The organism is Agrobacterium sp. S7/73 (assembly GCF_019355535.1).
GTDB lineage: Bacteria > Pseudomonadota > Alphaproteobacteria > Rhizobiales > Rhizobiaceae > Agrobacterium > Agrobacterium tumefaciens.
In genome coordinates this window covers 865,297-889,269 of the sequence record NZ_CP072137.1, presented here as the reverse complement: position 1 = coordinate 889,269, position 23,973 = coordinate 865,297, and the positions used below count along the sequence as shown (strand labels likewise).

General features: G+C 58.5%; 20 protein-coding genes and 1 tRNA gene. 15 read left to right on the top strand and 6 right to left on the bottom strand.

Annotated elements, in window-relative coordinates:
• Positions 1–20: 20 nt before the first annotated feature.
• The 15 genes from tolR to J5276_RS19010 all read left to right on the top strand — a co-directional run bounded on the left by tolR (position 21) and on the right by J5276_RS19010 (position 18,617).
• Positions 21–479 (top strand): protein TolR, encoded by a 459-nt coding sequence (tolR, locus tag J5276_RS19080; RefSeq protein ID WP_003511389.1) that lies wholly within the window; start codon positions 21–23, stop codon positions 477–479.
• Between the two features lie 8 nt (positions 480–487).
• Positions 488–1,657, top strand: coding sequence for a hypothetical protein (locus J5276_RS19075; protein ID WP_013761817.1), 1,170 nt, complete (start codon positions 488–490; stop codon positions 1,655–1,657).
• 20 nt (positions 1,658–1,677) lie between these two features.
• The gene (tolB, locus tag J5276_RS19070) at positions 1,678–2,985 is read left to right on the top strand and encodes a Tol-Pal system beta propeller repeat protein TolB (protein ID WP_003511387.1); all 1,308 of its coding nucleotides are present in this window, start codon (positions 1,678–1,680) and stop codon (positions 2,983–2,985) included.
• Positions 2,986–3,195: 210 nt separating this feature from the next.
• On the top strand, positions 3,196–3,729 hold the full coding sequence (gene pal / locus J5276_RS19065) for a peptidoglycan-associated lipoprotein Pal (RefSeq protein WP_003511386.1): 534 nt from the start codon (positions 3,196–3,198) through the stop codon (positions 3,727–3,729).
• 158 nt (positions 3,730–3,887) lie between these two features.
• Positions 3,888–4,880, top strand: a complete 993-nt coding sequence (gene ybgF, locus J5276_RS19060) for a tol-pal system protein YbgF (protein ID WP_003511385.1) — start codon at positions 3,888–3,890, stop codon at positions 4,878–4,880.
• Between the two features lie 30 nt (positions 4,881–4,910).
• On the top strand, positions 4,911–6,248 hold the full coding sequence (gene tilS / locus J5276_RS19055) for a tRNA lysidine(34) synthetase TilS (protein ID WP_174012115.1): 1,338 nt from the start codon (positions 4,911–4,913) through the stop codon (positions 6,246–6,248).
• Between the two features lie 154 nt (positions 6,249–6,402).
• Positions 6,403–8,367 (top strand): ATP-dependent zinc metalloprotease FtsH, encoded by a 1,965-nt coding sequence (gene ftsH, locus J5276_RS19050; protein WP_013761814.1) that lies wholly within the window; start codon positions 6,403–6,405, stop codon positions 8,365–8,367.
• Positions 8,368–8,555: 188 nt separating this feature from the next.
• Entirely contained in the window at positions 8,556–9,908 is a 1,353-nt protein-coding gene (gene glmM / locus J5276_RS19045) for a phosphoglucosamine mutase (protein ID WP_003511381.1), read from the top strand.
• 188 nt (positions 9,909–10,096) lie between these two features.
• Positions 10,097–10,942 (top strand): outer membrane protein, encoded by an 846-nt coding sequence (locus J5276_RS19040; RefSeq protein ID WP_003511380.1) that lies wholly within the window; start codon positions 10,097–10,099, stop codon positions 10,940–10,942.
• A gap of 215 nt (positions 10,943–11,157) precedes the next feature.
• Entirely contained in the window at positions 11,158–12,336 is a 1,179-nt protein-coding gene (locus J5276_RS19035) for a phosphoserine transaminase (RefSeq protein WP_003511379.1), read from the top strand.
• 83 nt (positions 12,337–12,419) lie between these two features.
• Positions 12,420–14,015 (top strand): phosphoglycerate dehydrogenase, encoded by a 1,596-nt coding sequence (gene serA / locus J5276_RS19030; RefSeq protein WP_003511378.1) that lies wholly within the window; start codon positions 12,420–12,422, stop codon positions 14,013–14,015.
• A 225-nt stretch (positions 14,016–14,240) separates the two neighbouring features.
• On the top strand, positions 14,241–15,323 hold the full coding sequence (locus tag J5276_RS19025; protein WP_003511377.1) for a Tim44 domain-containing protein: 1,083 nt from the start codon (positions 14,241–14,243) through the stop codon (positions 15,321–15,323).
• Positions 15,324–15,812: 489 nt separating this feature from the next.
• On the top strand, positions 15,813–17,003 hold the full coding sequence (locus J5276_RS19020) for an OpgC family protein (RefSeq protein WP_035199646.1): 1,191 nt from the start codon (positions 15,813–15,815) through the stop codon (positions 17,001–17,003).
• A 205-nt stretch (positions 17,004–17,208) separates the two neighbouring features.
• A complete protein-coding gene (mnmA, locus tag J5276_RS19015; protein WP_035199644.1) occupies positions 17,209–18,405 on the top strand; it encodes a tRNA 2-thiouridine(34) synthase MnmA in 1,197 nt (398 codons plus the stop codon).
• A 135-nt stretch (positions 18,406–18,540) separates the two neighbouring features.
• Positions 18,541–18,617: transfer RNA gene (locus J5276_RS19010), tRNA-Met, on the top strand.
• Positions 18,618–18,925: 308 nt separating this feature from the next.
• Here J5276_RS19010 and J5276_RS19005 read toward each other — a convergent pair.
• The 6 genes from J5276_RS19005 to J5276_RS18980 form a co-directional block, all read right to left on the bottom strand.
• Positions 18,926–19,645: a hypothetical protein gene (locus tag J5276_RS19005; RefSeq protein WP_219256694.1), complete on the bottom strand. Its 720-nt coding sequence runs from the start codon at positions 19,643–19,645 to the stop codon at positions 18,926–18,928.
• A 92-nt stretch (positions 19,646–19,737) separates the two neighbouring features.
• Positions 19,738–21,159: an SGNH/GDSL hydrolase family protein gene (locus tag J5276_RS19000; protein WP_219256693.1), complete on the bottom strand. Its 1,422-nt coding sequence runs from the start codon at positions 21,157–21,159 to the stop codon at positions 19,738–19,740.
• On the bottom strand, positions 21,159–21,425 hold the full coding sequence (locus J5276_RS18995; protein WP_219256692.1) for a hypothetical protein: 267 nt from the start codon (positions 21,423–21,425) through the stop codon (positions 21,159–21,161). The genes J5276_RS19000 and J5276_RS18995 overlap by 1 nt, the downstream gene beginning before the upstream one ends.
• Positions 21,422–21,997 (bottom strand): hypothetical protein, encoded by a 576-nt coding sequence (locus tag J5276_RS18990; RefSeq protein WP_219256691.1) that lies wholly within the window; start codon positions 21,995–21,997, stop codon positions 21,422–21,424. Before J5276_RS18990 ends, J5276_RS18995 begins: the two co-directional genes overlap by 4 nt.
• Before the next feature lie 11 nt (positions 21,998–22,008).
• Entirely contained in the window at positions 22,009–23,376 is a 1,368-nt protein-coding gene (locus J5276_RS18985; RefSeq protein WP_219256690.1) for a DUF2793 domain-containing protein, read from the bottom strand.
• A complete protein-coding gene (locus J5276_RS18980) occupies positions 23,376–23,972 on the bottom strand; it encodes a YmfQ family protein (protein ID WP_219256689.1) in 597 nt (198 codons plus the stop codon). The genes J5276_RS18985 and J5276_RS18980 overlap by 1 nt, the downstream gene beginning before the upstream one ends.
• Between the last annotated feature and the right edge of the window lies 1 nt (position 23,973).

Sequence of the window (23,973 nt, the reverse complement as noted above, 5' to 3'; positions counted from 1 at the left end):
GGCAAAATGGAGTAGATGTTATGGGTATGTCAGCAGGTGGCAGCAGCGGCGGTTCCGGTGGACGCCGTGGGCGCGGCGGACGTCGCAGGGGCGGCGCGATCAGCGAAATCAACGTGACGCCACTGGTTGACGTCATGCTTGTGCTTCTCATCATTTTCATGGTGGCCGCACCGATGATGACGGTCGGCGTTCCGATCGACCTGCCGCAGACATCTGCCAACGCGCTGAATTCGGATACGCAGCCGATCACGATTTCCGTCAATGCCAATGGCCAGATCCATTTGCAGGAAACGGAAATCCAGGCGGCCGAGGTGGCCGACAAGCTGCAGGCAATCGCCACGACAGGTTATAACGAACGCATCTTCGTGCGCGCGGATTCCGTTGCCGCCTACGGCGTCGTCGCCGACGTGATGGCGCGTATCCAGGCAGCGGGCTTCAAGAATATCGGCCTTGTGACCCAGCAGAAACAGGATAATTGACGTCAGCGATGAAGGGCAGCCTTACCACATCCGCGATCGTGCACGCATCGCTTCTGGCTTTCGCCCTCGTTTCCCTGGGCTCGCCGGAGCCTCTTGACGTGTCGCAGGCTGAGGCACTGCCTGTGGAGCTGGTGCCAATCGAGGAATTGAGCCAGATCCAGCAAGGCGACAAGAACGCGCCGAAGGCGGAAAAGTCGGCCCCGGTTCCGACTACACGTCCGGATATCGTTCCGAACGCTCAGAATGTCGGCAACAACGTGGCCGATATAGAAGCGCCGCCGACGCCTACTACAAAGCCGAACGACAATATCAGTGCGGCCGCTCCGCCAAAGCAGGAAAAGCCGCAGCCGGTTGTCGACACCAAGGCGAATGAGGTGAAGGAAATCGTCAAGGAAGAGACCTCGGCTCCGAAGCCGCAGGAAATGGCCGCCTTGCCGCAGACCAAGCCCGAGATCGCGCCGCAACCGAAGACGGAGCCGCCGCCGCAGGAAACGAAAGCGGAAGAGCCACCCCCGGTGCAACAGGAACCGGCCGAAATTCCCGTGCCGCCGAATGTGCCGCGCCCGAATTCCCGCCCGGAGCCGCCGAAGCCGGAAGTGCCGAAACAGGCTGAGACCAAACCTGCCGAGCAGAAGCCCGCTGAGAAGCCTGCAGAGACCAAGCCCGATCAGGCAAAGTCCACGGACAAGCCTTCCGACAAGAAGCCGGGTGAGAAAAAGCAGGAAACGGCGAAATCCGCTTCGTCGAAGGAAAGCGATTTTAACGCTGACGATGTTGCCGCGCTTTTGAACAAGCAGGCGCCCTCCGGCGGTGGTGCAAAGCGCTCCACCCAGCAGGCATCGCTTGGCGGCAAAAAGACCACGGGCGGTTCGACGCTCAGCCAGACGGAAATGGATGCGCTGCGTGGCGCAATCCAGAAAAACTGGCAGATCATTCCCGGCATGGCGGATGCCTCGGACGTTCGCGTTCGGGTCACCATGAAGCTTGACCGTGATGGATCCATCATCGGCCGACCCGAGATCGAAGCAACGGGTGGTTCCGAGGGAACGCGTCGCGCCCTTTCCGGTGGTGCCTATCGTGCCATCATGCGTTCTGCTCCGTTCACGAACCTTCCTGCCGACAAATATGATGCATGGAACGAAGTCGTAGTGAATTTCGATCCCAGTGAATTGCTATGAATGCTGAAAGGCCTGGCAACATGAAGATATTTTCGCCGATCCGGCTGGTGCTCGCTGTCGCGGCCCTTATGTCGGTTTTCTCCGCACCGGCTTTTGCGCGGGTGGAAATCAACATCAACAAGGGTAACGTCGAACCCTTGCCCATCGCCATCACCGACTTCATCTCGGGTGACGGCATCGGCGCGCAGGTATCGGCCGTAATTGCTGCCGATCTGCAGCGTTCCGGCCTGTTTGCGCCAGTCAACAAGAGTGCCTTCATCGAAAAAATCGCCAACCCGGATCAGCAGCCGCGTTTTGAGGACTGGAAGGTTATCAACGCGCAGGCACTCGTAACGGGCCGCGTGACGCGTGAAAGCGACGGCCGTCTGCGTGCCGAGTTCCGCCTTTGGGATACTTTCGCAGGCCAGCAGATGACCGGGCAGCAGTTTTTCACGCAGCCGGAAAACTGGCGCCGTGTCGCCCACATCATCGCGGACGCCATTTATGAGCGCGTCACCGGTGAAAAGGGCTACTTCGATACCCGCGTCGTTTTCGTCTCCGAAAGCGGCCCGAAGACAGCCCGCAAGCGTCAGCTGTCGATCATGGACCAGGACGGCTTCAACGTCCGTAACCTCACCAATTCGAACGACATCGTTCTGACGCCGCGTTTTTCGCCGAACCGTCAGGAAGTCACCTACATGTCGTTTGAAGGCCAGCAGCCGCGCGTTTACCTGCTGCAGCTGGAAACCGGACAGCGCGAAGTGGTCGGTAATTTCCCCGGCATGACATTCTCGCCGCGCTTCTCGCCGGATGGCCAGAAGGTCATTATGAGCCTTCAGCAGGATGGTAACGCCAATATCTACACCATGGACCTGCGCTCACGAACCACGACGCGCCTGACGAACACGTCCGCGATCGATACTGCACCGTCATTCTCCCCGGATGGGCAACGTGTTGCCTTTGAAAGCGACCGTGGCGGCCGTCAGCAAATTTACGTAATGAATGCCGATGGTTCAGGACAGCAGCGTATTTCGTTCGGCGACGGGTCGTATTCCACGCCGGTCTGGTCGCCACGCGGCGATCTGATCGCCTTCACCAAACAATCGGGCGGCAAGTTCTCGATTGGCGTGATGAAAACCGACGGTTCGGGTGAGCGCATTCTGACCAGCGGCTTTCATAATGAAGGCCCAACATGGGCGCCGAACGGCCGTGTGCTGATGTTCTTCCGCCAGAACGCTGGTGCTGGCGGTCCGCAGCTCTATTCGATCGACTTGACCGGCTACAACGAACAGCTGATCAAGACTCCCACCTTCGCTTCAGACCCGGCCTGGTCGCCGCTTCTGGACTGATATTGACTGCCATGACGGCGCCGGCCCAACCGGCGCCGTCATGTTTTTACATATGCCGTACGGGAAACTGCCTCTTTCTTGCCGCAAAGTGTTGTGAGGGAGCAAAAAAGTGGGACGTTTCCTTTCTGTTAACCATAAGCGTTTGTCGGCTATTAACCTCGATCCGTTAGTGTCTGGCAACGTTATTGCAATCCCAAGGAGAGACCGGCGATGAGCCGTACACACACTTCGGCACTCAGCCCGATGCAGAAACTGGCCCGTAATCCGGCTGTTATCGCCATGACGCTCGCTCTTGCTCTCGCAGGCTGCGCGAACAAGAAGAACATGCCGAACAGCGCCGGTGAGCTCGGTCTCGGCGGTGCGGGTTCTGCGACGCCCGGCTCCCAGCAGGACTTCACGGTTAATGTTGGCGACCGCATCTTCTTTGATACGGACTCGACGTCCATCCGTGCAGACGCGCAGCAGACGCTGCAGCGCCAGGCACAGTGGCTTGCCCGTTACCCGAAATACGCCATCACCGTCGAAGGCCATGCCGACGAGCGCGGTACGCGTGAATACAACCTGGCGCTCGGCGCCCGTCGTGCCGCTGCAACCCGTGACTTCCTGGCGTCCCAGGGCGTTCCGGCAAGCCGCATGAAGACGATCTCCTACGGCAAGGAAAAGCCGGTCGCCGTCTGCGATGACATTTCCTGCTGGTCGCAGAACCGCCGCGCTGTGACGGTTCTCGGTGGCGCAGGCATGTAATCGCCTGACGCTTTTGTGATCTCGAATGGAAGGCGGTCTATGGGCCGCCTTTCGTTTTTTTCATAGTTTGGCCGAAGTTAAGTTGCTTTTTCGGTTGATATGGAAAAAATCCGGCTTGCGCCATTCCGGTGCAAATCAGTTAAGGCAGGGCAAATGAGATGAAGAAACTTGTCGTGGCGGGAATGCTGGGGCTTGCAGCCTGCACCGGCTTGAGCGGCACAGCCGTTTCGGGTCCGCTGTTCGGTGCGGGGGGTAGCTTCGGCACGATCAACTCTCAGCAGGTCCCAATTGTGCGGGTTCAGGCCAATGAAGCCTATAAGGTTCAGCAGCTTGAAGAACAGATCCGGCAGCTCAACGGCCGTATCGAAGAAATGAGCTTCCAGCTTTTGCAGATGCAGGAAACGATCCGCAAGGCGCAGGAAGACAATGAATTCCGCTTCCAGGAACTGGAAGGCGGCAAAGGCGCGAGTACCACCGCGCCGAAAAAGAAGGCGGAGGCCACTCCGGCCGCTCCGCCGAGCGACGACGTTGCAACGATCATCGAAACGCCACCTCAGGGTGGCGCTTCCGTTTCGCCGTCCTCTTCCGCGAACGCGCCGACGAGTGCACCGGGAGAGACGACGCTTGGCTCCATCGAGCTTGATTCCAAGGGCATGCCGATCGGTGGCTCATTGAACCAGGGTGCCAACAATTCTTCCGGTAGTCTTCCGGGCGTTACCACCGGCAACGGTTCGCGCAAGACCGATCCGGTCAACACCGCAGCACTCACCAGCGAGGGCGATATCTATCAGGCTGCTTACGGTCATGTTCTTTCCGGCGATTACAAGCTTGCGGAGCAGGGGTTCCAGCAATATCTCCAGGGTTACCCGAAAGGCACCAAGGCCGCCGATGCCAGCTTCTGGCTGGGCGAGGCACAATATTCGCAGGGCAAGTTCAACGAGGCCGCAAAAACTTTCCTGAACGGCCATCAGACCTATGGCAAGTCTCCGAAAGCACCGGAAATGCTGATGAAGCTCGGCATGTCGCTTGCAGCTCTGGACAACACCGAGACCGCCTGCGCCACGCTGCGCGAAGTGCCGAAGCGTTATCCCAGTGCTTCAAAGACTGTGCTGAACAAGGTTGCCAGCGAACAGAAGCGGCTGAGCTGCTGATCTTGCTCCTGCCATGGCGGCGGTCTTTCCATGCCGGTTGATGTCCGCATTTTGAACGAAAAGACGGTTGCGCCGCTCGCTGCGGCTAGGTCCTTCGTCGAAAATCTTCGCAAACCCGTCCATATTCTCATCGCAATCTCCGGCGGTAGCGATTCCACCGGTCTGTTGCTGGCAATGCATGAGGCGAGGGCGGAGGCAGACCCCGACCGGGTGCGGCTTTCCGCCGTCACGGTTGACCATGCCCTAAGGGCGGAATCCGCTGATGAGGCTCACAAGGTCTCCCTGCTCTGCGCGGAACTCGGTATCCCGCATACCGTGCGCCGATGGGATGATCCCAAACCCGCTTCCGGCATTTCCGAAGCCTCTCGTCTTGCCCGATATAGTCTGATCGCCGACGTTGCGAGCGACATTGGCGCCGATCTCATCGTGACAGGGCATACTCTTGGCGACCAGCGGGAAACCGTGGCGATGCGTGCCGCCAGAAGCGGCAGCAGCGAAAATCTCGGCCTCGCCGGCATGGCGGATGCTGTATTATACGGTGGACGCCACTGGATCATGCGGCCGTTTCTGACCTGTGAAAGACAGGAGATCCGCGATTTCGTATTATCTCGCTCGCGTGGCTGGTCTGACGACCCTAGTAATGACAACGCGCGCTACGAGCGGGTTCGTGTGCGGCAGTCGCTTTCCGACTCTCCGCCGCCGCTTGATGCGCAGGCCGCCGTCAAACGACAGGCATATTCCGAGAAAACCGCCTTTTTTCTCCAACAAAACGTAGAAGTCTTTCACGCCACGCTCGCCAGATTGTCGATTGAAGGCCTGATGCCCGATCTTCCCGAATTTCGGCACGGGCTAGCGGTGCTCATCGCTAATCTCGGTGGAAGGGCCTATTTCCCGGCGGCCAGCAGCATGGATCGGGTGTTGCAGTTTCTCAAAACCAGCGAGAACGGACGGATAACGGTTGGCCGCGTTCTTTTCGATCGCCGAAAGGACGGGCTTTATCTTTTCCGCGAGCATCGGAATATGCCGGAACTGCAAGTCGAGGCTGGCGGGCAGGGCCTCTGGGACGATCGTTTCTTTGTGAAAAACACATCGGCTTTTCCGGTCAATATTGCGGCGGGCAGGACGGGTGGCATTGCGGATGCGGCAGCGCTTTTTCCAGCGGTGCCGCCAGGGATTGCAAAACAGGCGATGGCGATCCTGCCGCAAATTGCCGCGTTGGTTCCCGGTCGAGCCTCTCCGGAAGGTGCCATCAGTATCGTGCCGAGGCTTGCCCCCTTCGATCTTTTTCTGCCGCGCTTCGACCTTGAGTTGGCGAATGCCATCGCGGTTTCATTCGGCCGTGCGGCCTATCCACAGCCGCCGGTTTAAATCCGGCCTCTTTTTCGTGAATTGCCTTGGAATAGTTTTTACACCAAAACGCATCAGATAACGCCCTTTGCCTTGGCAACGGCAGATGTCGTCCTTATGTTAGGGTCGAGTAATAGCGGGCAGCAAACATGTCCGTGTGAGTTCGGGGAGTTCGATGAACCCAAATTTCAGAAATTTCGCCTTGTGGGCCGTGATTGCCCTCTTGCTGATCGCTTTGTTCAGCATGTTCCAGACTTCGCCGACGCAAACGGGTTCGCGGGAAATTCCGTATTCCCAGTTTCTCCGCGATGTGGATTCCGGGCGAGTTCGCGACGTGACCGTCACCGGTAACCGGGTTCTCGGAACCTATACCGAGAACGGCACGGCCTTTCAGACCTATTCCCCAGTAATCGACGACAGCTTGATGGAGCGCTTGCAGAGCAAGAACGTCACCATCGTCGCGCGTCCCGAGAGCGACGGTTCTTCCGGTTTTTTGAGCTATCTCGGCACGCTTTTGCCGATGTTCCTCATCCTCGGCGTCTGGCTGTTCTTCATGCGGCAGATGCAGGGCGGTTCGCGCGGCGCGATGGGCTTTGGCAAGTCAAAGGCCAAGCTTTTGACGGAAGCGCACGGCCGCGTGACGTTTGACGACGTCGCAGGTGTGGACGAAGCCAAGCAAGACCTTGAGGAAATCGTGGAATTCCTGCGCGATCCGCAGAAGTTCCAGCGACTCGGCGGCAAGATCCCGCGCGGCGTGCTGCTGGTCGGCCCTCCAGGTACTGGTAAGACGCTACTGGCGCGCTCCGTCGCGGGTGAAGCTAATGTGCCGTTCTTCACCATTTCCGGTTCTGACTTCGTGGAAATGTTCGTCGGCGTCGGCGCAAGCCGTGTGCGTGACATGTTCGAGCAGGCCAAGAAGAATGCGCCGTGCATCATCTTCATCGACGAAATCGACGCTGTCGGTCGACATCGCGGCGCCGGTCTCGGCGGTGGCAATGACGAACGCGAACAGACGCTCAACCAGCTGCTGGTCGAGATGGACGGCTTCGAGGCGAATGAAGGTATCATCCTCATCGCCGCCACCAACCGTCCGGACGTTCTCGATCCCGCACTTCTGCGTCCCGGCCGCTTCGACCGTCAGGTCGTCGTGCCGAACCCGGATATCGTCGGCCGTGAGCGCATTCTCAAGGTTCACGTTCGCAACGTGCCGCTGGCTCCGAATGTCGATCTCAAGGTTCTGGCCCGTGGCACCCCCGGTTTCTCGGGCGCTGACTTGATGAACCTCGTCAACGAAGCCGCCCTGATGGCTGCTCGCCGTAACAAGCGCGTGGTTACCATGCAGGAGTTCGAGGACGCCAAGGACAAGATCATGATGGGTGCGGAACGCCGCTCCTCCGCCATGACCGAAGCGGAAAAGAAACTGACCGCTTACCACGAGGCGGGGCATGCGATTACCGCGCTGAAGGTTGCTTTGGCTGATCCGCTGCACAAGGCGACAATTATTCCGCGTGGCCGTGCACTCGGCATGGTCATGCAGTTGCCTGAAGGTGACCGCTACTCCATGAGTTACAAATGGATGGTGTCGCGTCTGGTGATCATGATGGGTGGCCGCGTTGCCGAGGAGTTGACCTTCGGCAAGGAAAACATCACCTCCGGCGCATCTTCGGATATCGAGCAGGCCACCAAGCTTGCCCGCGCCATGGTAACGCAATGGGGCTTCTCCGACGCTCTCGGCCAGGTCGCCTATGGTGAAAACCAGCAGGAGGTCTTCCTTGGCCATTCCGTCTCGCAGTCCAAGAATGTCTCCGAGGCAACGGCTCAGACGATCGACACCGAAGTCCGCCGTCTGATCGACGAGGCCTATACAGAGGCACGTCGTATCCTGACGGACAATCACGACGGGTTCGTTGCTATTGCCGAGGGTCTTCTGGAATACGAAACCCTCACGGGCGACGAGATCAAGGCTTTGCTGAGGGGCGAGAAGCCGGCACGCGATCTGGGTGACGATTCTCCTGGCAGCCGTGGCTCGGCTGTTCCGAAAGCAGGCACCAAGAAGGACGGCCCAAGCGAAGTCAAGGGTGACGGCGAAGCCAAGGGCGACGGCGAGGCTGAAGGCGGCATGGAGCCACAGCCGCACTGATTGCCTGGCCAAGACGACTATTGAAAAAGGTCATCCGGTTTTCCGGGTGGCCTTTTCAGTTTGGTAACAAGATATAAGCCATTTTTGCGGTAATTTACGTGCTGTTTATCGTGGTTTGTGGCATTTAGCCAAAAACGCTTCCGGTAGTTTTATGCTATGCCGGAATGCCCGAAAGATTTGGAGTTCAAATGGCACGCCGTTATTTCGGAACCGATGGTATCCGCGGACAATCGAACGTCTTCCCCATGACGCCGGATCTGGCGATGCGTGTGGGCATTGCGGTCGGAACGATCTTCCGCCGGGGCCATCATCGCCATCGTGTCGTGATCGGCAAGGATACCCGGCTTTCGGGCTACATGCTGGAAAACGCGCTGGTCGCAGGTTTCACCGCGGCCGGCCTTGATGTCTTCCTGCTCGGGCCCATTCCAACCCCCGCTGTTGCCATGCTGACCCGCTCGCTGCGGGCCGATATCGGCGTAATGATCTCGGCGTCGCACAACCCATTTTCCGATAATGGAATCAAGCTTTTCGGACCCGACGGATACAAGCTTTCCGACGAGCTTGAGCTGGAAATCGAAGATCTTCTCGACAAGGATCTCTATGCCCAGCTCGCCAAGCCGAGCGAGATCGGACGCGCCAAGCGCGTGGATGGCGATATCTACCGCTATATCGAATTCGTCAAACGTACCCTGCCGCGTGATGTGACGCTGAGCGGGCTCAGGATTGCCATCGACTGTGCCAATGGCGCTGCCTACAAGGTGGCTCCCGCAGCGCTCTGGGAACTGGGCGCCGAAGTCGTTACCATCGGCAACGAGCCGAACGGCATCAATATCAATCTCGAATGCGGCTCCACCCACCCGGAAGCCCTGCAGAAAAAGGTGCATGAGGTGCGGGCCGATATCGGCATCGCGCTCGATGGCGATGCGGACCGTGTCATCATCGTCGACGAACGCGGCGAGATCGTCGATGGCGACCAGCTCATGGCGGTGATTGCCGACAGCTGGGCTTCCGACAATACCCTGCGTGGTGGCGGCATCGTCGCAACCGTGATGTCCAATCTCGGTCTTGAGCGTTTCCTTGGCGACAAGGGTCTCACCCTTGCCCGCACCAAGGTGGGCGACCGTTATGTTGTCGAACATATGCGCAACCACAATTTCAACGTCGGCGGTGAGCAGTCCGGCCACATCGTCTTGTCGGATTACGGCACGACTGGCGATGGGCTGGTGGCAGCTTTGCAGGTTCTCGCCAAGGTCAAACGTTCGGGCCTCACCGTCAGCGAGGTTTGCCGCAAGTTCGAGCCGGTGCCGCAGCTTTTGAAGAACGTCCGTATTTCCGGCGGCAAGCCACTGGAGAATCCGATCGTGCAGCAGGCGATCGCGGATGCGGAAAGCGCATTGGCCAATAATGGCCGCCTCGTCATCCGCCCTTCCGGTACGGAGCCTTTGATCCGCGTCATGGCGGAGGGCGACGATAGTGCGAAGGTGGAGCAGATCGTCAACGATCTCGTCGGGGTCATCACCAATGCCCGCTCGGCTGCATAAATTGCGCCACCAAATGTGAAAAGAAAAAGCCGGCTTTCGAGTCGGCTTTTTCTTTGAGTATTGCCTAATAAATATAGTGAATGATCGTGGTTAATCGGGACTTAACCATTTTACGCCAATCTCCGTGACTGAACAGTTCACTGGCATTTGCTGCCGCAACGGCAGGTGCCTCTTCTGGAGTGGAAGTCATGAAAAACGCTTTGGCCGGCATTCTGGCCGTTCTGATGACCGGCACGAGCGCCTTCGCTGCCGATCTTTATCAAGCTGAACCTGCACCTGCCTATGTAGAGGCACCCGAAGTGCAGATCACGCAGGCAAGTGGTTGGTATCTGCGCGGCGACGTCGGTTATTCCTTCAACAAGCTTCGCGGCGCCAACTATTATCAGGGTGGACCGGGTGGTTATCTCGCCGATTTCGATACGGCTAATGTCAAGGATAGCTACATCGTCGGCGCAGGTGTCGGTTATCAGTTCAACAACTATTTCCGCAGTGACGTAACCTTCGATTACATGGGTAAATCGGATTTCCGCGGGTCTACCATCGGCGGCTGTGGTTCCGTGCCCGGTCCCTGCGTTTCAGCGGATCTCAGCTCGCTTAGAGCATACACGCTGATGGCAAACGCCTATGTCGACCTTGGTACCTATGGCCGCATCACGCCTTATGTTGGCGGCGGTATCGGCGGCTCCTACGTCAAATGGGATAAGCTGCGCAATACTTCGTGCAGCACCAATGGCCTTGGCTGCGACCCGACCACCGAACACGGCGGCAGAGGCAAGTGGCGCTTCGCCTATGCCCTGATGGCCGGTGCGTCGATCGATGTTACCTGTAATCTGAAGGCAGATGTCGGTTACCGCTTCCGCCAGATCAACAAGGGCGACATGTTCGATTTTGCGAATGGTGGCGGTCCTGGCCGCGACAAGGGTCTGTATTCGCATGAGGTTCGCGTCGGTGGCCGTTATGTCTTTAACGGCTGCGATACCGCGCAATACATGCCGCCTGCCGATATTCCGCTGCAGCCTGCCGTTTATAAATAAACGTCACGCCCGACTGTTAGCTTCAGCCGTTCGCATCCTCCTCCGGTGCGGGCGGTTTTTGTTTTCAGCGGTATCCAGTTCGTCGCATGACGCATATGGACTAAAATTCTCATGCGTAGCGACATATTCCGCTTGACGGAGGCCGGTGAGAGGAATAGCAACGGCGTCAGGACACCTCTCCCTAACGAGAGGCGCCTATCTGAAAGGGTAGTCAAATGACAGATATAGTGAAGCCGGACCTCCGTCCGGGCAATACGCATTTTTCTTCTGGTCCCTGCTCGAAGCGTCCCGGTTGGTCGCTAGATGCTCTCTCCGATGCACCGCTCGGTCGCTCGCATCGCGCCAAGGTTGGCAAAGCCAAGCTGAAGCAGGCCATCGATCTCACCCGTGAAATTCTCAATGTTCCCGCCGATTATCGCATCGGTATCGTTCCCGCGTCTGACACCGGCGCCGTTGAAATGGCCCTTTGGTCGCTGCTTGGTGAACGCGGCGTCGATATGCTTGCCTGGGAAAGCTTCGGTGCCGGCTGGGTTACCGATGTCGTCAAGCAGCTGAAGCTGAAGGACGTACGCAAGTTGGAGGCCGATTACGGCCTGCTGCCGAACCTGGCGGAAGTCGATTTCGACCGCGATGTGGTTTTCACCTGGAACGGCACCACCTCCGGTGTCCGCGTTCCCAATGCCGATTTCATTCCTGCTGACCGCAAGGGTCTGACGATCTGCGATGCCACCTCGGCGGCCTTCGCGCAGGATATGGACTTTGCAAAGCTCGACGTCGTAACCTTCTCCTGGCAGAAGGTTCTGGGCGGCGAGGGTGGCCACGGCGTCATCATCCTTTCGCCGCGCGCTGTCGAGCGTCTGCTGAGCTACGCGCCGGCATGGCCGCTGCCGAAAATCTTCCGCATGGTCTCCGGCGGCAAGCTCATCGAAGGCATCTTCACTGGCGAAACCATCAACACCCCGTCCATGCTCTGCGTTGAGGATTATATCGACGCGCTGCTGTGGGCGAAGAACCTTGGTGGCCTGAAGGCGCTGATTGGCCGTGCTGATGCCAATGCCAAGGTCATCTACGACTTTATCGAGAAGAACGACTGGATCGCCAACCTGGCCGTCAAGCCGGAAACCCGCTCCAACACCTCCGTCTGCCTGAAGATCGTCGATCCCGACGTACAGGCGCTGGATGCTGCTGCGCAGGCGGATTTCGCCAAGGGCATCGTTGCCCTGCTTGAAAAGGAAAATGTCGCCCTCGATATCGGCGCTTACCGTGACGCACCGTCCGGTCTGCGCATCTGGGCCGGCGCAACCATCGAGACGGCCGATATGGAAGCCGTCATGCCCTGGCTCGCCTGGGCCTACCAGACGCAGAAGGCAACACTTTCCAAGGCTGCCGCCTGATTTTGATACCGGCCCTGCGTTGATGCAGGGCCGCCGATTTCCCGCTTTTAAAACTGCACCGTTTTTCAAGGAGCCCCTGAACCATGGCACCTCGCGTACTCGTATCCGACGAACTGTCGGAAACCGCCGTCCAGATTTTCCGTGATCGTGGCGTCGAAGTCGATTTCCAGCCGAAACTCGGCAAGGACAAGGACAAGCTGGCTGAAATCATCGGCAATTACGATGGTCTTGCCATTCGTTCCGCCACGAAGGCGACCGAAAAGCTGATCGAAGCGGCGACCAATCTCAAGGTCATCGGCCGCGCCGGCATCGGCGTCGATAACGTCGATATCCCGGCCGCTTCGCGCCGCGGTATCATCGTCATGAACACGCCGTTCGGCAACTCTATCACCACTGCCGAACATGCGATTGCGCTGATGTTCGCCGTCGCGCGTCAGCTTCCGGCTGCCGATAGCTCCACGCAGGCGGGTAAGTGGGAAAAGTCGAAATTCATGGGTGTCGAAATCACCGGCAAGACGCTCGGTGTCATCGGTGCCGGCAACATCGGCTCCATCGTCTGCTCGCGCGCACTTGGCCTGAAGATGCACGTTCTGGCCTACGATCCCTTCCTGTCGCCGGAGCGCGCGCAGGAAATGGGCGTGACGAAGGTTGAGCTGGATGAGCTGTTGGCGCAGGCCGATTTCATCACCCTGCATGTGCCGATGACCGACAAGACACGCGGCATCCTCAATGCCGAAAACCTTGCCAAGACCAAGAAGGGCGTACGCATCGTCAATTGCGCCCGTGGCGGTCTGGTGGATGAGGCGGCTCTTGCCGACGCCATCAAGTCCGGCCATGTCGCCGGTGCAGGCTTTGACGTTTTCGAAGTCGAGCCCGCCACCGAGAGCCCGCTTTTTGGTCTTCCCAATGTCGTCTGCACGCCGCATCTCGGTGCTTCGACCACGGAAGCACAGGAAAACGTTGCACTTCAGGTTGCCGAGCAGATGTCGGATTATCTGGTCAAGGGTGCCGTCTCCAACGCCATCAACATGCCATCGATCACGGCGGAAGAAGCACCGCGCCTGAAGCCTTTCATCCGTCTGGCGGATGTTCTCGGCTCCTTCGTCGGTCAGGTGCAGGAAAGCGCCACCAAGGAAATCGAAATCCTTTATGATGGCGCAACCGCCAACATGAACACCAAGGCGCTGACCAGCGCGTTGCTGGCGGGCCTTATCCGCAGCCAGGTTGCGGATGTGAACATGGTTTCCGCGCCTGTTATGATCAAGGAAAAGGGTGTTATCCTGTCCGAGGTCAAGCGTGACAAGACCGGCGTTTACGACGGTTACATCAAGTTGACGGTCAAGACTGAAAACCAGGTTCGCTCGGTTGCTGGTACGGTGTTCTCGGATGGCAAGCCGCGCTTCATCCAGATCAAGAACATCAACATGGATGCGGATGTTGGATCGCACATGATCTACATCACCAACACCGACGTTCCCGGCATGATCGGCTTCATGGGCACCACGCTTGGTGAGGCTGGCGTCAACATTGCCAACTTCCAGCTCGGTCGTGAAAAGGAAGGCGGCGACGCCATCGCGCTTCTTTATGTCGATGGTCCGGTTTCCGAAGACGTGCTGGACAAGCTGCGCGCCAACCCGGCAATCCGCCAGGTCAGGCCGCTGACATTCAACATCGACTGATACCTATCGTTCCTCCCAAGGGGACAATAAGGGCCGGTGCAGGGGAAACCCTGTGCCGGTTTTTTTGTTTCTGAACCGCCGGTTTCACCGAAATGTGTGCGTGTTTCTCTCTCTGGTTGCATATCACGAAAAATTTAAGGCGGGCATACTAAAAATGATGATCATGAGTTGCTATATCGCGTGCTGATATGCCGCTCATGGGAGGGTGGCCAACAGGAGATAGTGATGTTTGCTGCCTTTCGGCGCTTCAAAGGTTTGTTCGCAGTCGCCGCGCTTGGTATCGCGGTATCTTTCGTAGCCGTCGATATGGCGGAAGCACGCCGTGCGAGCGGCGGTTTCGGTAGCCGCGGCACAAGGACGTTTTCCGCGCCGCCGTCGACCAGCACCGCCCCCGGCCAGACCGCGCCGATCAACCGCAGCATGACTCCTAACACCCAGCAAAACCAGGCGACGCCCGGTGCTGCACAGCCGGCGCGTCCCGGTGCGCAGGCACCGCAGCAGAGCCGTGGCCTGTTTGGCGGCATGATGGGTGGCTTGATGGGCGGACTGCTGATGGGTGGCCTGTTCGGCATGCTCATGGGTGGCGGTTTCGGCGGTATGGCCGGTTTCTTCGGTATGTTGCTGCAGGTGGCGCTGATTGGCCTTCTGGTCATGTTCGCCATGCGTTTCTTCGCATCGCGCCGTCAGGGCCAGCCGGCTTTCGGTGGCGCAGGCGGATCGCAGCGCACGGATCATTCCGGCTCCTCCTTTAATGGCGGCCCGCAGGCAGGTCCTTCCGCATCCTCGTTCAAGATTCCGAAGATCGGCGCGCTTGCCGGTGCTGCGGGCGGCGCAGCCGCGGCCACTGCCGCAACCGCAAAGCCGGTGGCACATGCCAATGCTATGTCCGAAGGTGACGAAATTGGCATTACCCAGAGCGATCTCGAAGTCTTCCAGAAAATGCTGCAGGATGTTCAGGCTGCCTATGGGGCTGAAGATTACGGCACGTTGCGCAAGCTGACGACGCCGGAAGCCATGTCCTATCTTGCTGAGGAACTGAGCGACAACGCGACGAGCGGCGTGAAAAACGACGTGCGCGACGTAACGCTGCTGCAGGGCGATGTTGCCGAAGCCTGGCACGAAGAGGGCCAGGACTATGCAACGGTAGCCATGCGCTACTCCGCCATCGACATTATGCGCGACCGCACCTCCGGCAAGGTGATCGAAGGGGACGAGCAGCATCCGTCCGAAGCGGTGGAAATGTGGACCTTCGTGCGCCGTGGCGGTAACGACAACTGGCAGGTCGCCGCCATTCAGGCCGCTGCCTGAGACGACGCGTAGTCTTGTCTGAATGAAACAGCCCGGAGGTTTTACCAACCTCCGGGCTTCTGCGTGCCGCGATGCGTGATGCCGCGACATTGTCTTTCGTCGATAATTCAGTGATCGCGGTGGCAGATCACAACTCTCCAAAAAAATGACTGATAAATCTAACGGGTGATATCTGTATCGTCCCGCGAGTGGCTGTCCGCGTTTTCCCTGCCATGCAGGGGTTTGCGCCCTCTTCGTCGAGGTTTGGCGCTGACGCATAGCTCTTTTGCTCCACGGAATTGCCGTTTTTCATTCATCCGGTGTTCAGTCCGCGCATCCTAACCAGCATGCGTACACGTCAATGTTACTTTTCGCGCCGGTTCTAAACCGCTTTGGGAAGGGAACCACAGGCGCAAAACAGCGTTGACAATCCAATTCCCGGCCCGCCTCCCGCAAGCCGGGCTGGGTGGCCGGGCAATGCACGGCCCGCGAGAACGGAGAGCTATCGAGATGAAACGCTTTGACCTGATCGACGGGATGCGTGGTTACTTCCTCGTCTTCATGCTGATCAACCATCTGGTGTTTGCAGGCGGTTTCTGGCTGGTGGAAATCAATCACCGCCAGTTTGCCTTCGTGGAAGACGCGCAGGGTTTCGTCTTTCTGTCTGGTCTGCTGATCGGCATGGTCTATGCCCGCAAGATGATGAAATATGGCTATGACGCCGGAAAACAGATGATCTGGAACCGGGCGATGGAGCTCTATCGCTATGCGATGGGTCTCGTCATCGCCGTGCTGTTCTTCCGCATGGTCATCCCGCATGCGCCGTACATCTGGTACAACTGGCTGGGCATGACTTCGTTCGACGATCCGCTGCGTCTGGCGGCGATCGCCACATTCCTCTTCCAGCCGACATTCATGGATATTCTGCCGCAGTACATTGTTTACATGCTGTTCGCACCCGTCCTCGTTAAACTCTGCCTCGACGGCAAATGGGCTTATGTCATGGCAGGCTCGCTGCTGGTCTGGATGGCCGGCCAGCTCGGTCTTCAGCAGATCGTGACGACGCCTCTCAATGAACTCGTCAAGGGTGCCGACGAGCAGGGTATCCGTGTCAGCTTCAACCTTCTCGGTTGGCAGCTTGTATTCTACTCGGCGCTGGTGCTGGGCGCGATGACGGCGCAGAACCGCATTCCGTGGAAGGCGATCTTCTCACCGCAACAGACATGGCTTCCGAAGGCGGCACTTCTCATCTGCCTGTTTTTCATGCCGCTTCGTATTGCAACCGCCTGGGGCCTGATGCCGGAATTCGTGATGGGCAAGTTCTCCACGATGGAGATCCGTGCCGATTTCGGCCCGGTCTACCTCATCAATTTCCTTGCTGTTGGTGTGGGTCTCACTTGGCTGGTGATCGCCGGTCCGAAGCATCACCGCCCGATCGTCCGCTCGATTGCGCAGGGCGTGATCTGGGTGCTCTCGCTGAAATTCCTGCAGCTGCTCGGCCGCCATTCGCTTCAGGTCTATGTCTGGCACGTGGCTATCGTCTATGGCGTCTATTATCTGGATGGCCGTACGGCCGAACTTTCGCAGGTCAGCAAGACGCTGATCGCCCTTACCGCAATAGGCTTGCTGGCTTTGCCGGCCCTGTGGAGGGAGCGCGACAAGTGGATTGGCAGCAGCGGCCAGAAGACGGCGGGCGCTTAACAACCGGTCACCACTTCACTCTGATTGCTTTACGGGGCGGTTTTCCGCCCCGTACTTGCGTGCGCGGCCATTCCTTTCTATATGCAGCCCTTAAATCCGCATGGTGGCGAGGCCGGACAGTCTTTTTCGACTGAGGCTTCCCGCAGCGGATGACCGACAGGCGGCGGGGCCTTTACCCCCGTTATGACTGACGATGGGAAAAAACGTGAATACGCTCGATTTTGACAAGAGGCCGGAAGACACCCGGATCGTTGTCGCCATGTCCGGTGGCGTCGATTCTTCGGTTGTGGCCGGTATCCTCAAGCGCGAGGGCTATGACGTCCTCGGCATAACTCTCCAGCTTTACGACCACGGTGCGGCTGTGCACCGCGCCGGCTCCTGCTGTGCGGGACAGGATATTGACGATGCGCGCAGGGTCTGCGAAACGCTCGGCATTCCCCATTATGTGCTGGATTATGAAGCGCGGTTCCGCGAAACCGTCATCAATCCCTTTGCCGAAGCCTATGCGATGGGTGAAACACCGATCCCCTGCGTTGCCTGCAACCAGACGGTAAAATTCGCCGATCTGCTCGCCACTGCTCAGGAACTCGGCGCAGATGCGCTGGCGACCGGCCACTACATCCGCTCGCGTCCTAATCCCGTTGCCGGCCAACCGGGACGCCGCGCGCTCTATCGCCCGATCGACAGTGATCGTGACCAGAGCTGGTTCCTGTTTGCAACGACGCAGGAGCAGATCGACTATCTGCGGTTTCCGCTCGGCGGCCTCTCAAAGGCCGAAACACGCGCGCTGGCGGAAGACATGGGTCTCGTCGTCGCCAAGAAGGCCGACAGTCAGGACATCTGTTTCGTGCCGCAGGGCAAATATACCGATATCATCAACAAGCTGAAGCCAAATGCGGCGTTGGCGGGCGATATCGTCCATCTGGACGGGCGTGTACTCGGCCGCCATGACGGTATCGTGCATTATACCATCGGTCAGCGCCGGGGTATTGGTGTCGCGACTGGAGAGCCGCTGTACGTCGTGCATCTCGATGCGCGTGGCCGCAGGGTTATCGTCGGTCCGCGGGAGGCGCTGGAGACCCGCCGTGTCTATCTGCGAGACATGAACTGGCTTGGCGATGGCGCGCTTGCGGACGAGGCCGGGCAGGGCTTTGCATGCTTCGCCAAGGTGCGCTCTACCCGCCCGCCAACCGAAGCGATGTTGCATGCCGATGAAAACGGCATCTACGTGGATTTGATGACCGGCGAGGCGGGTGTCGCTCCCGGTCAGGCCTGCGTGCTCTATTCTGCACCGGGCGCTGATGCCCGCGTTTACGGTGGTGGTTTCATCGAACGTTCGGAACGCTCGGTGGACGCCGAGGCTTCGCTGAAGGCGCTTTTGGAAAAGCCGGTTGCTGCCTGAAACAATTCGGTTTTCACCGCCGTGTGGAAAGCGAATTTTTTGCGCGTCATGCGCTTGACACTTTGGGGAGCGGCACCTTATAAGCCGCTCATCCTGATGGAGCGGACGGTCACATGGCTGTCACGTTTTCCCTGTGGCGGGGTAGCTCAGGTGGTTAGAGCAGCGGAATCATAATCCGCGTGTCGGGGGTTCAAGTCCCTCTCCCGCTACCATTCATCTTCAATGAGAAAAGCAAAGTTTGCGTCGTCTTCTGGACGTACGTTGAGAATTTGCGGCATTCCTCGCTGTACCCTGTAGCGGTTTTTTGCAAATTTGACACGAGGAATTGCAAAAACGAACGTTTGCAATAGTCTGTCAGACTAGCTCCAACGTGGCCCTAAGTGTCTGTACCCTGTAGCGCGAAATCGGAATTTTGACACCAGAAATCGGAATTTCTAGAATTCCAATAACGGTGTCAAACCTGCCTTAAGTGGTTCTTGAGGGTCATTTAAAACCCATTCAATAACGCGGGCGGTTCACGTCACAGCGCAGATACGTCGAGCACGGTTTTCGTGACGGGATCGAAGTCGCAAGTGTACCTCACATGCTTCCATGCGCCGAAGCCATTCTGCATTTTTAACTTGTCACCAATGTAGGTGACGATGCCGTCTTTTTGGCTCTTCCAGCGATAGTGCGAGAGTTTCGTTTCAGACCAACTGTCGGTCCATTCGAAATCCCATTTTGCGAGCTTTTCGATTTCATTCGGGCAACGCGCTGTAGCCGCCGCCCAACCTTCTTCCCCCCAGCACTGGATGTCGGCGCGGCACGCGACGTCCTTCGCCTTGCTCTCTTCCTCGTCCTTCCGCCTTTGGGCTTCCGCTGCGAGTGCTGCGGTCTTTGCGTCTTCGTCGGCTTTCGCTTGCCGCTCTGCTTCCACTAAACGGGTTTTCTCAGCCTCGTCAGCGGCTCGCTGCACCCGCACTATTTCGTCTGCCTTCTTTATATCAGCCCAAATTGCAGCATCGGCGATGCCAGCTTTGTTTGCGCGAGACTGATCTTCCATGCTCGCAAAGCCTGCCATTTTAGCGTCGCGATCAAAAGAGAAACCGATACCAGCCAAAACCCCAACGCCTACCACGAAACCGGCTATGGCTCGGCGCTTCAGTAACTTGCGGTGGTCTTTCCGCCAGACCATCGAGACGACTGACCACAGAACAAACCCGCAGACCAGTATCCATATAAAGATGAGAAAGAGCGTCATTCTGTATCCCCAGCCAACGTTAGTGACTTGGTTGTAACGACTTCAAAATGACCCGTACAGAGGGCGGCTACGTCACGCCGTGAGCGTGGCACTTAGGCACCTGGCCGCACCAGACCGAGGCGTGGCACAAGTCCTTCAATGATCACGCATCGTTGAAGCCATGCGACATCAGCGGTGGGCGGTGCCGAAGCGCCGAATGCCGGCACAAACTTGTAGCTTGAATTGGCATCGGTATTGCCCGCATCGCAGGGTATGCCGCCATAGGTGATAGGCATCCAGCCGCCAGCACCTGACGCTGCACCCCACATCAAGGCACCGCCGGAATACGTGCGTAAACCGTTGTTCGCCCGTGTGACGAAGCTGGTAAACGGTACACGCTGCAAGGGATTGGCCTTGGCGAGCATAATGGCTGTGACCGTTTTCCCGGACATCGAGGCCCGCTCCGTCGCATCGAACGAATTCGATATGGACGAGAAATGCCCGTTAGCGTCTGCCGGCTTGACCTTGGCCGAGTATGCCGCACCTGCGCCAGGGTGGATATTTGCCGGGTCGGTATCTTTGGTTGCCGAACCGGCCGACACGGCAGAAAAGTTAACCGGAAGCGCACCAGACCAGTTTGAAAGATCGCCGTTGATGAACAGGTTTGTGCCGATCGGCAATTCCATCCAGCTGACGGTTGAAAACGCCGCCTTCTTTGCTTTCCTAAAGGACGCCATAAGCGCACCGGCCGCTAGCCGCGCACCCTCATCGTTACCCTGGGTATCGGACGGATGGTACACGGGCGAAACATCGTTCGTCCGGTAAAGGATCGGTGCCTTGCCCGCGTCGATATAAAGCTTGTGGGTATCGACGATGGTAAGGCTCGGGAAAACCGATGCCACGCCGAGGATGGCGTTATAAACCTTGTCGTATCCCGCGTTGTCGCGCCACGGGTTTTGGGTGGTGATGACCTGCGGCACGTCCTTCCATTGCCAACTGATCAAGCCGATGATCGACCAGAACAGCCCGCGCCCGATCGCCAAATCATTTCCCGGCGTCTCGAATGAGGACATGTTGTGGCCGTGATGGGTGATAGCAACATCGGGTCGCGGGATCGCGTCGATTGCGGTCGGCTTGCGCGATGCCTCAAACATGCAGCCGGCGACTTGGCCAGGAAGAGCAGCCAGCCAGAAGTCAATCGTCTGAGACGTTCCATTGCGGATGACAACCGGCGCGGCATAGTCCTTCGGACCATTGGCAGATGAACCACCCCATTCGGCCCACCGGTGCATGATAACGGTGGCGTTGTAGAGGTCGCCTAGAGCCACGGCGAATTTGTAGTACGGCCCGTATTCGGAATAGCCGGTACTGTCGGTGTTTGCGAAAATGTTGGCGTTGTTGCCCGCTGCCAGCTTGGTCTTCAGCGGGCCGAAGGCAGAGCTTACCTGGTTGACGGAGAAAACGTCTGCCTCATTCGCTGACAGCGCCAGTGGACCATTCTGCGGCAGGATAAGAGGCAGGTTCGCAAACCGCATCAGGAGTTGTCCCAAACGGTCAGCGTCTTGCTGGCCGGATTATTGCGTGCGACCAGGCGCAAGCTCGGAAGCTTGGCGATCCGCACGATAGGCGTGGACGTGCGGTTAAGTGTGGCGACGGTCACCCAATCTGCATCGACGGAAACGCGCGCTTGTACGTCCACGGTCGCTTGGTCGGTGGTGGCGGCGATCTGGAGGTAAATCTCATCTGCTGGTGTCCAGGGTGCGCCTTCGAGAGTTTCGGCAATGGTGGTGAGCTTGATCATGCGTTGCCTCCTTCAGGCCAGACAATGGACGCGACGGCCTCGGCCGTCGTTGCTGCGAGAACGTGCATGGTCAGTTCACCGAGCAGCGTCTGGCACTTGACGACATGCGCTTTGCCATTGCGGCCGGCCTGCTGAATTTGAGCCGCATTGTGCATCTTCCAAGCCCACGCTCCGACTGCATCGCAGACCCAGAACGGTGTCGCCCAATCGGCTGGCAGGTCTGGCATAAGGCTGTCGGTGACAGACCCCATGAGATTGATTTGCGCCTTGATGTCGCTCGGATAGGTGTGGGGGTTGCCAAGCGCGCTGGACGCGAAGCCGCCTATGATCGTTGCCTCACATGCTGCCCTGAGAACTTCAACGCGAGCGGCCTTCACCGCATCGAGCGAACCGTCCACGGGCGCGGGCGCTAGCAGCTCATTCCCTTTCAGAACCCAATCGTGATCGACCGCATCAGGAGCCTCCAAGACAGCCGGATCGTGCTCTCCCGTGGCACCCTCCCGTGTCGGAAGTTTCGGGTCGACATCGAAAATCTGGAGAACCTTGCTGTCCTGAACCAAAACGTACTTCATGCCTGTTTCCCTTACCAACGTAGCAGGACGAGACCGGCAGCGCCCGCCGCAGGAACTCCGTTAAAATATGCTCCACCAGCGCCACCGCCGGGCTGTGTTCCCGGCGAACCCGTCAGTCCGCCAGCACCACCGCGAGCCGCCGATCCACCAACAGGCGGATCGTTGACGCCCGCACCAGAGCCGGACCCGCCCATACTTCTGAGATTGAGAATGGTGCCTAACATGCCTTGTCCGGGACCAGACCCGCCCACACTGCGAGGTTCACCACGCTGCCCGCCCGTCGCGTAAATCAGTGCAGAGCCGCCTTCAGGCGAAAACGACGAAAGCCCACCCGGAGCGCCCGGAGCGTTACTATTTGCAGTCAAGGCTCCGGACCCACCTGCACCCACTACAACGGTGTATTTCGCCCCCGGCGTGACATCGTAAACGCCAAGGGAATAGCCGCCCGCACCAGCCGCACCGCCGTATTGACCGTTGACGTTTGGCGCTGATGCAGCGCCGCCGCCACCAGCCCAAAGCTCTACCTCGACGCGGGTAACACCGGCCGGCGCAGTCCAGGTGAAGGTGCCGGCCGTGGTATAAGATTGTACGCCAACACCACGAGCCAGTGAGGTCAGAAGACCTGAAATCTGCCAGCCGGTTGCGTCATAAATCAACTCGACGATCTGACCTGTCACAAGGTCACCCGCAATAAGAGGCGTTTGATCTGCGCGACGGATAGCTTTTGCGCCGAGCCCGTTGACGTTCAAAGTAGCGGGTCCGGTGTTAATCGCCGCGACCTTAAGGCGAATGGCTGTTCCCTCACGATAGGCATCGGGAGCGGGCGTCAGCGACGTTGTCAGCGCGTTCTCCGTTCCACCTGCAACGGCAAAACTCCATTTGCCTGACTGCACATCGAGCGCCGGTTTCTCAATCAGGCCGAGGCCGAAGCAATTGATGAACACTCTACCATCTGGCAGACCGAGGCCTTGGCCATTGTTATTGACGAAATACCGCCAAGACGAACCGGTCCATTGTGCGATCTGCCCAAATTTTCCTGCCCAAAGACCGGAAGCATTAGCTGGAATATAATAGGTGTCCCCGATGCCTGGGCTGCCAGGCGGACTGGATAAGGTGATCGAGATAACCGCCAGCCACTGGCGGCTTTGATTCTGAGGGGAAAGGCCCAAAGCGTTGAGCGCCTGCCACAACTGCGACCAGTCCGCATCGCTGGGAACAAGGCCCGCTGAAGTTATCACCTTCAGGATTTCTTCCTGCACACTGTTGAGGTGAAGGGCGGTGACTTCTGTGCCGGCCGCGCCAGCTGCAAGGTTTTCGTCGCGAAAGCCACGACGGCCGCCGCCGATATCGATAGTGTCAGCGCCATTGATGCGATCCATCAGGCTTCTCCGTACTTGAAAACAATTGTTGTATGGGCGGGCTTGTAGCGGCGCAGAACGCACTCGATGGCCGAGACCTGGAATGATCCAAGCCTGTGACCGGCACGGCTGGCACCTGCCCGAAAGTCAGTGAGTGTGACGAGGCCGGGAATATTGACACGCCAGACGAATTGAGACCCTTCGGGGCGCAGCCGCTGACCAGCGCGAAGCACGCCCGCGCGGGAGGGCCAGAATTCCTCTATCGTAATGGTGACGCCAAGCGCGGCAGCGACCGAGATAAAGTAGGGGATCGATTGTCCGCCTCGGGCAGTCCAGCGCTGGAAAGCGAGTTGTCGGCGCTGCTGGACGGACAGACCGTCTTGGTCGCGGCCGCATGGATCAGGGCCTAGGCATCGCTCAAAATCGGCAAGCAGCTTATCCGCCAGGCGCGGGTCCGTTTCATTCATCATCGCTTCGGCGGCCGCCTCGGCGTCTGCGATGGTCTCGGCGACCGCGCCGAGGATCACGCGCATGACGCCACCGCGATAACGCAGCGCCCATCCGATCGGCAGTTTCGAAAAGAGGCTTTGAAGGATGGTTGAAGAGGTCCTGGACATG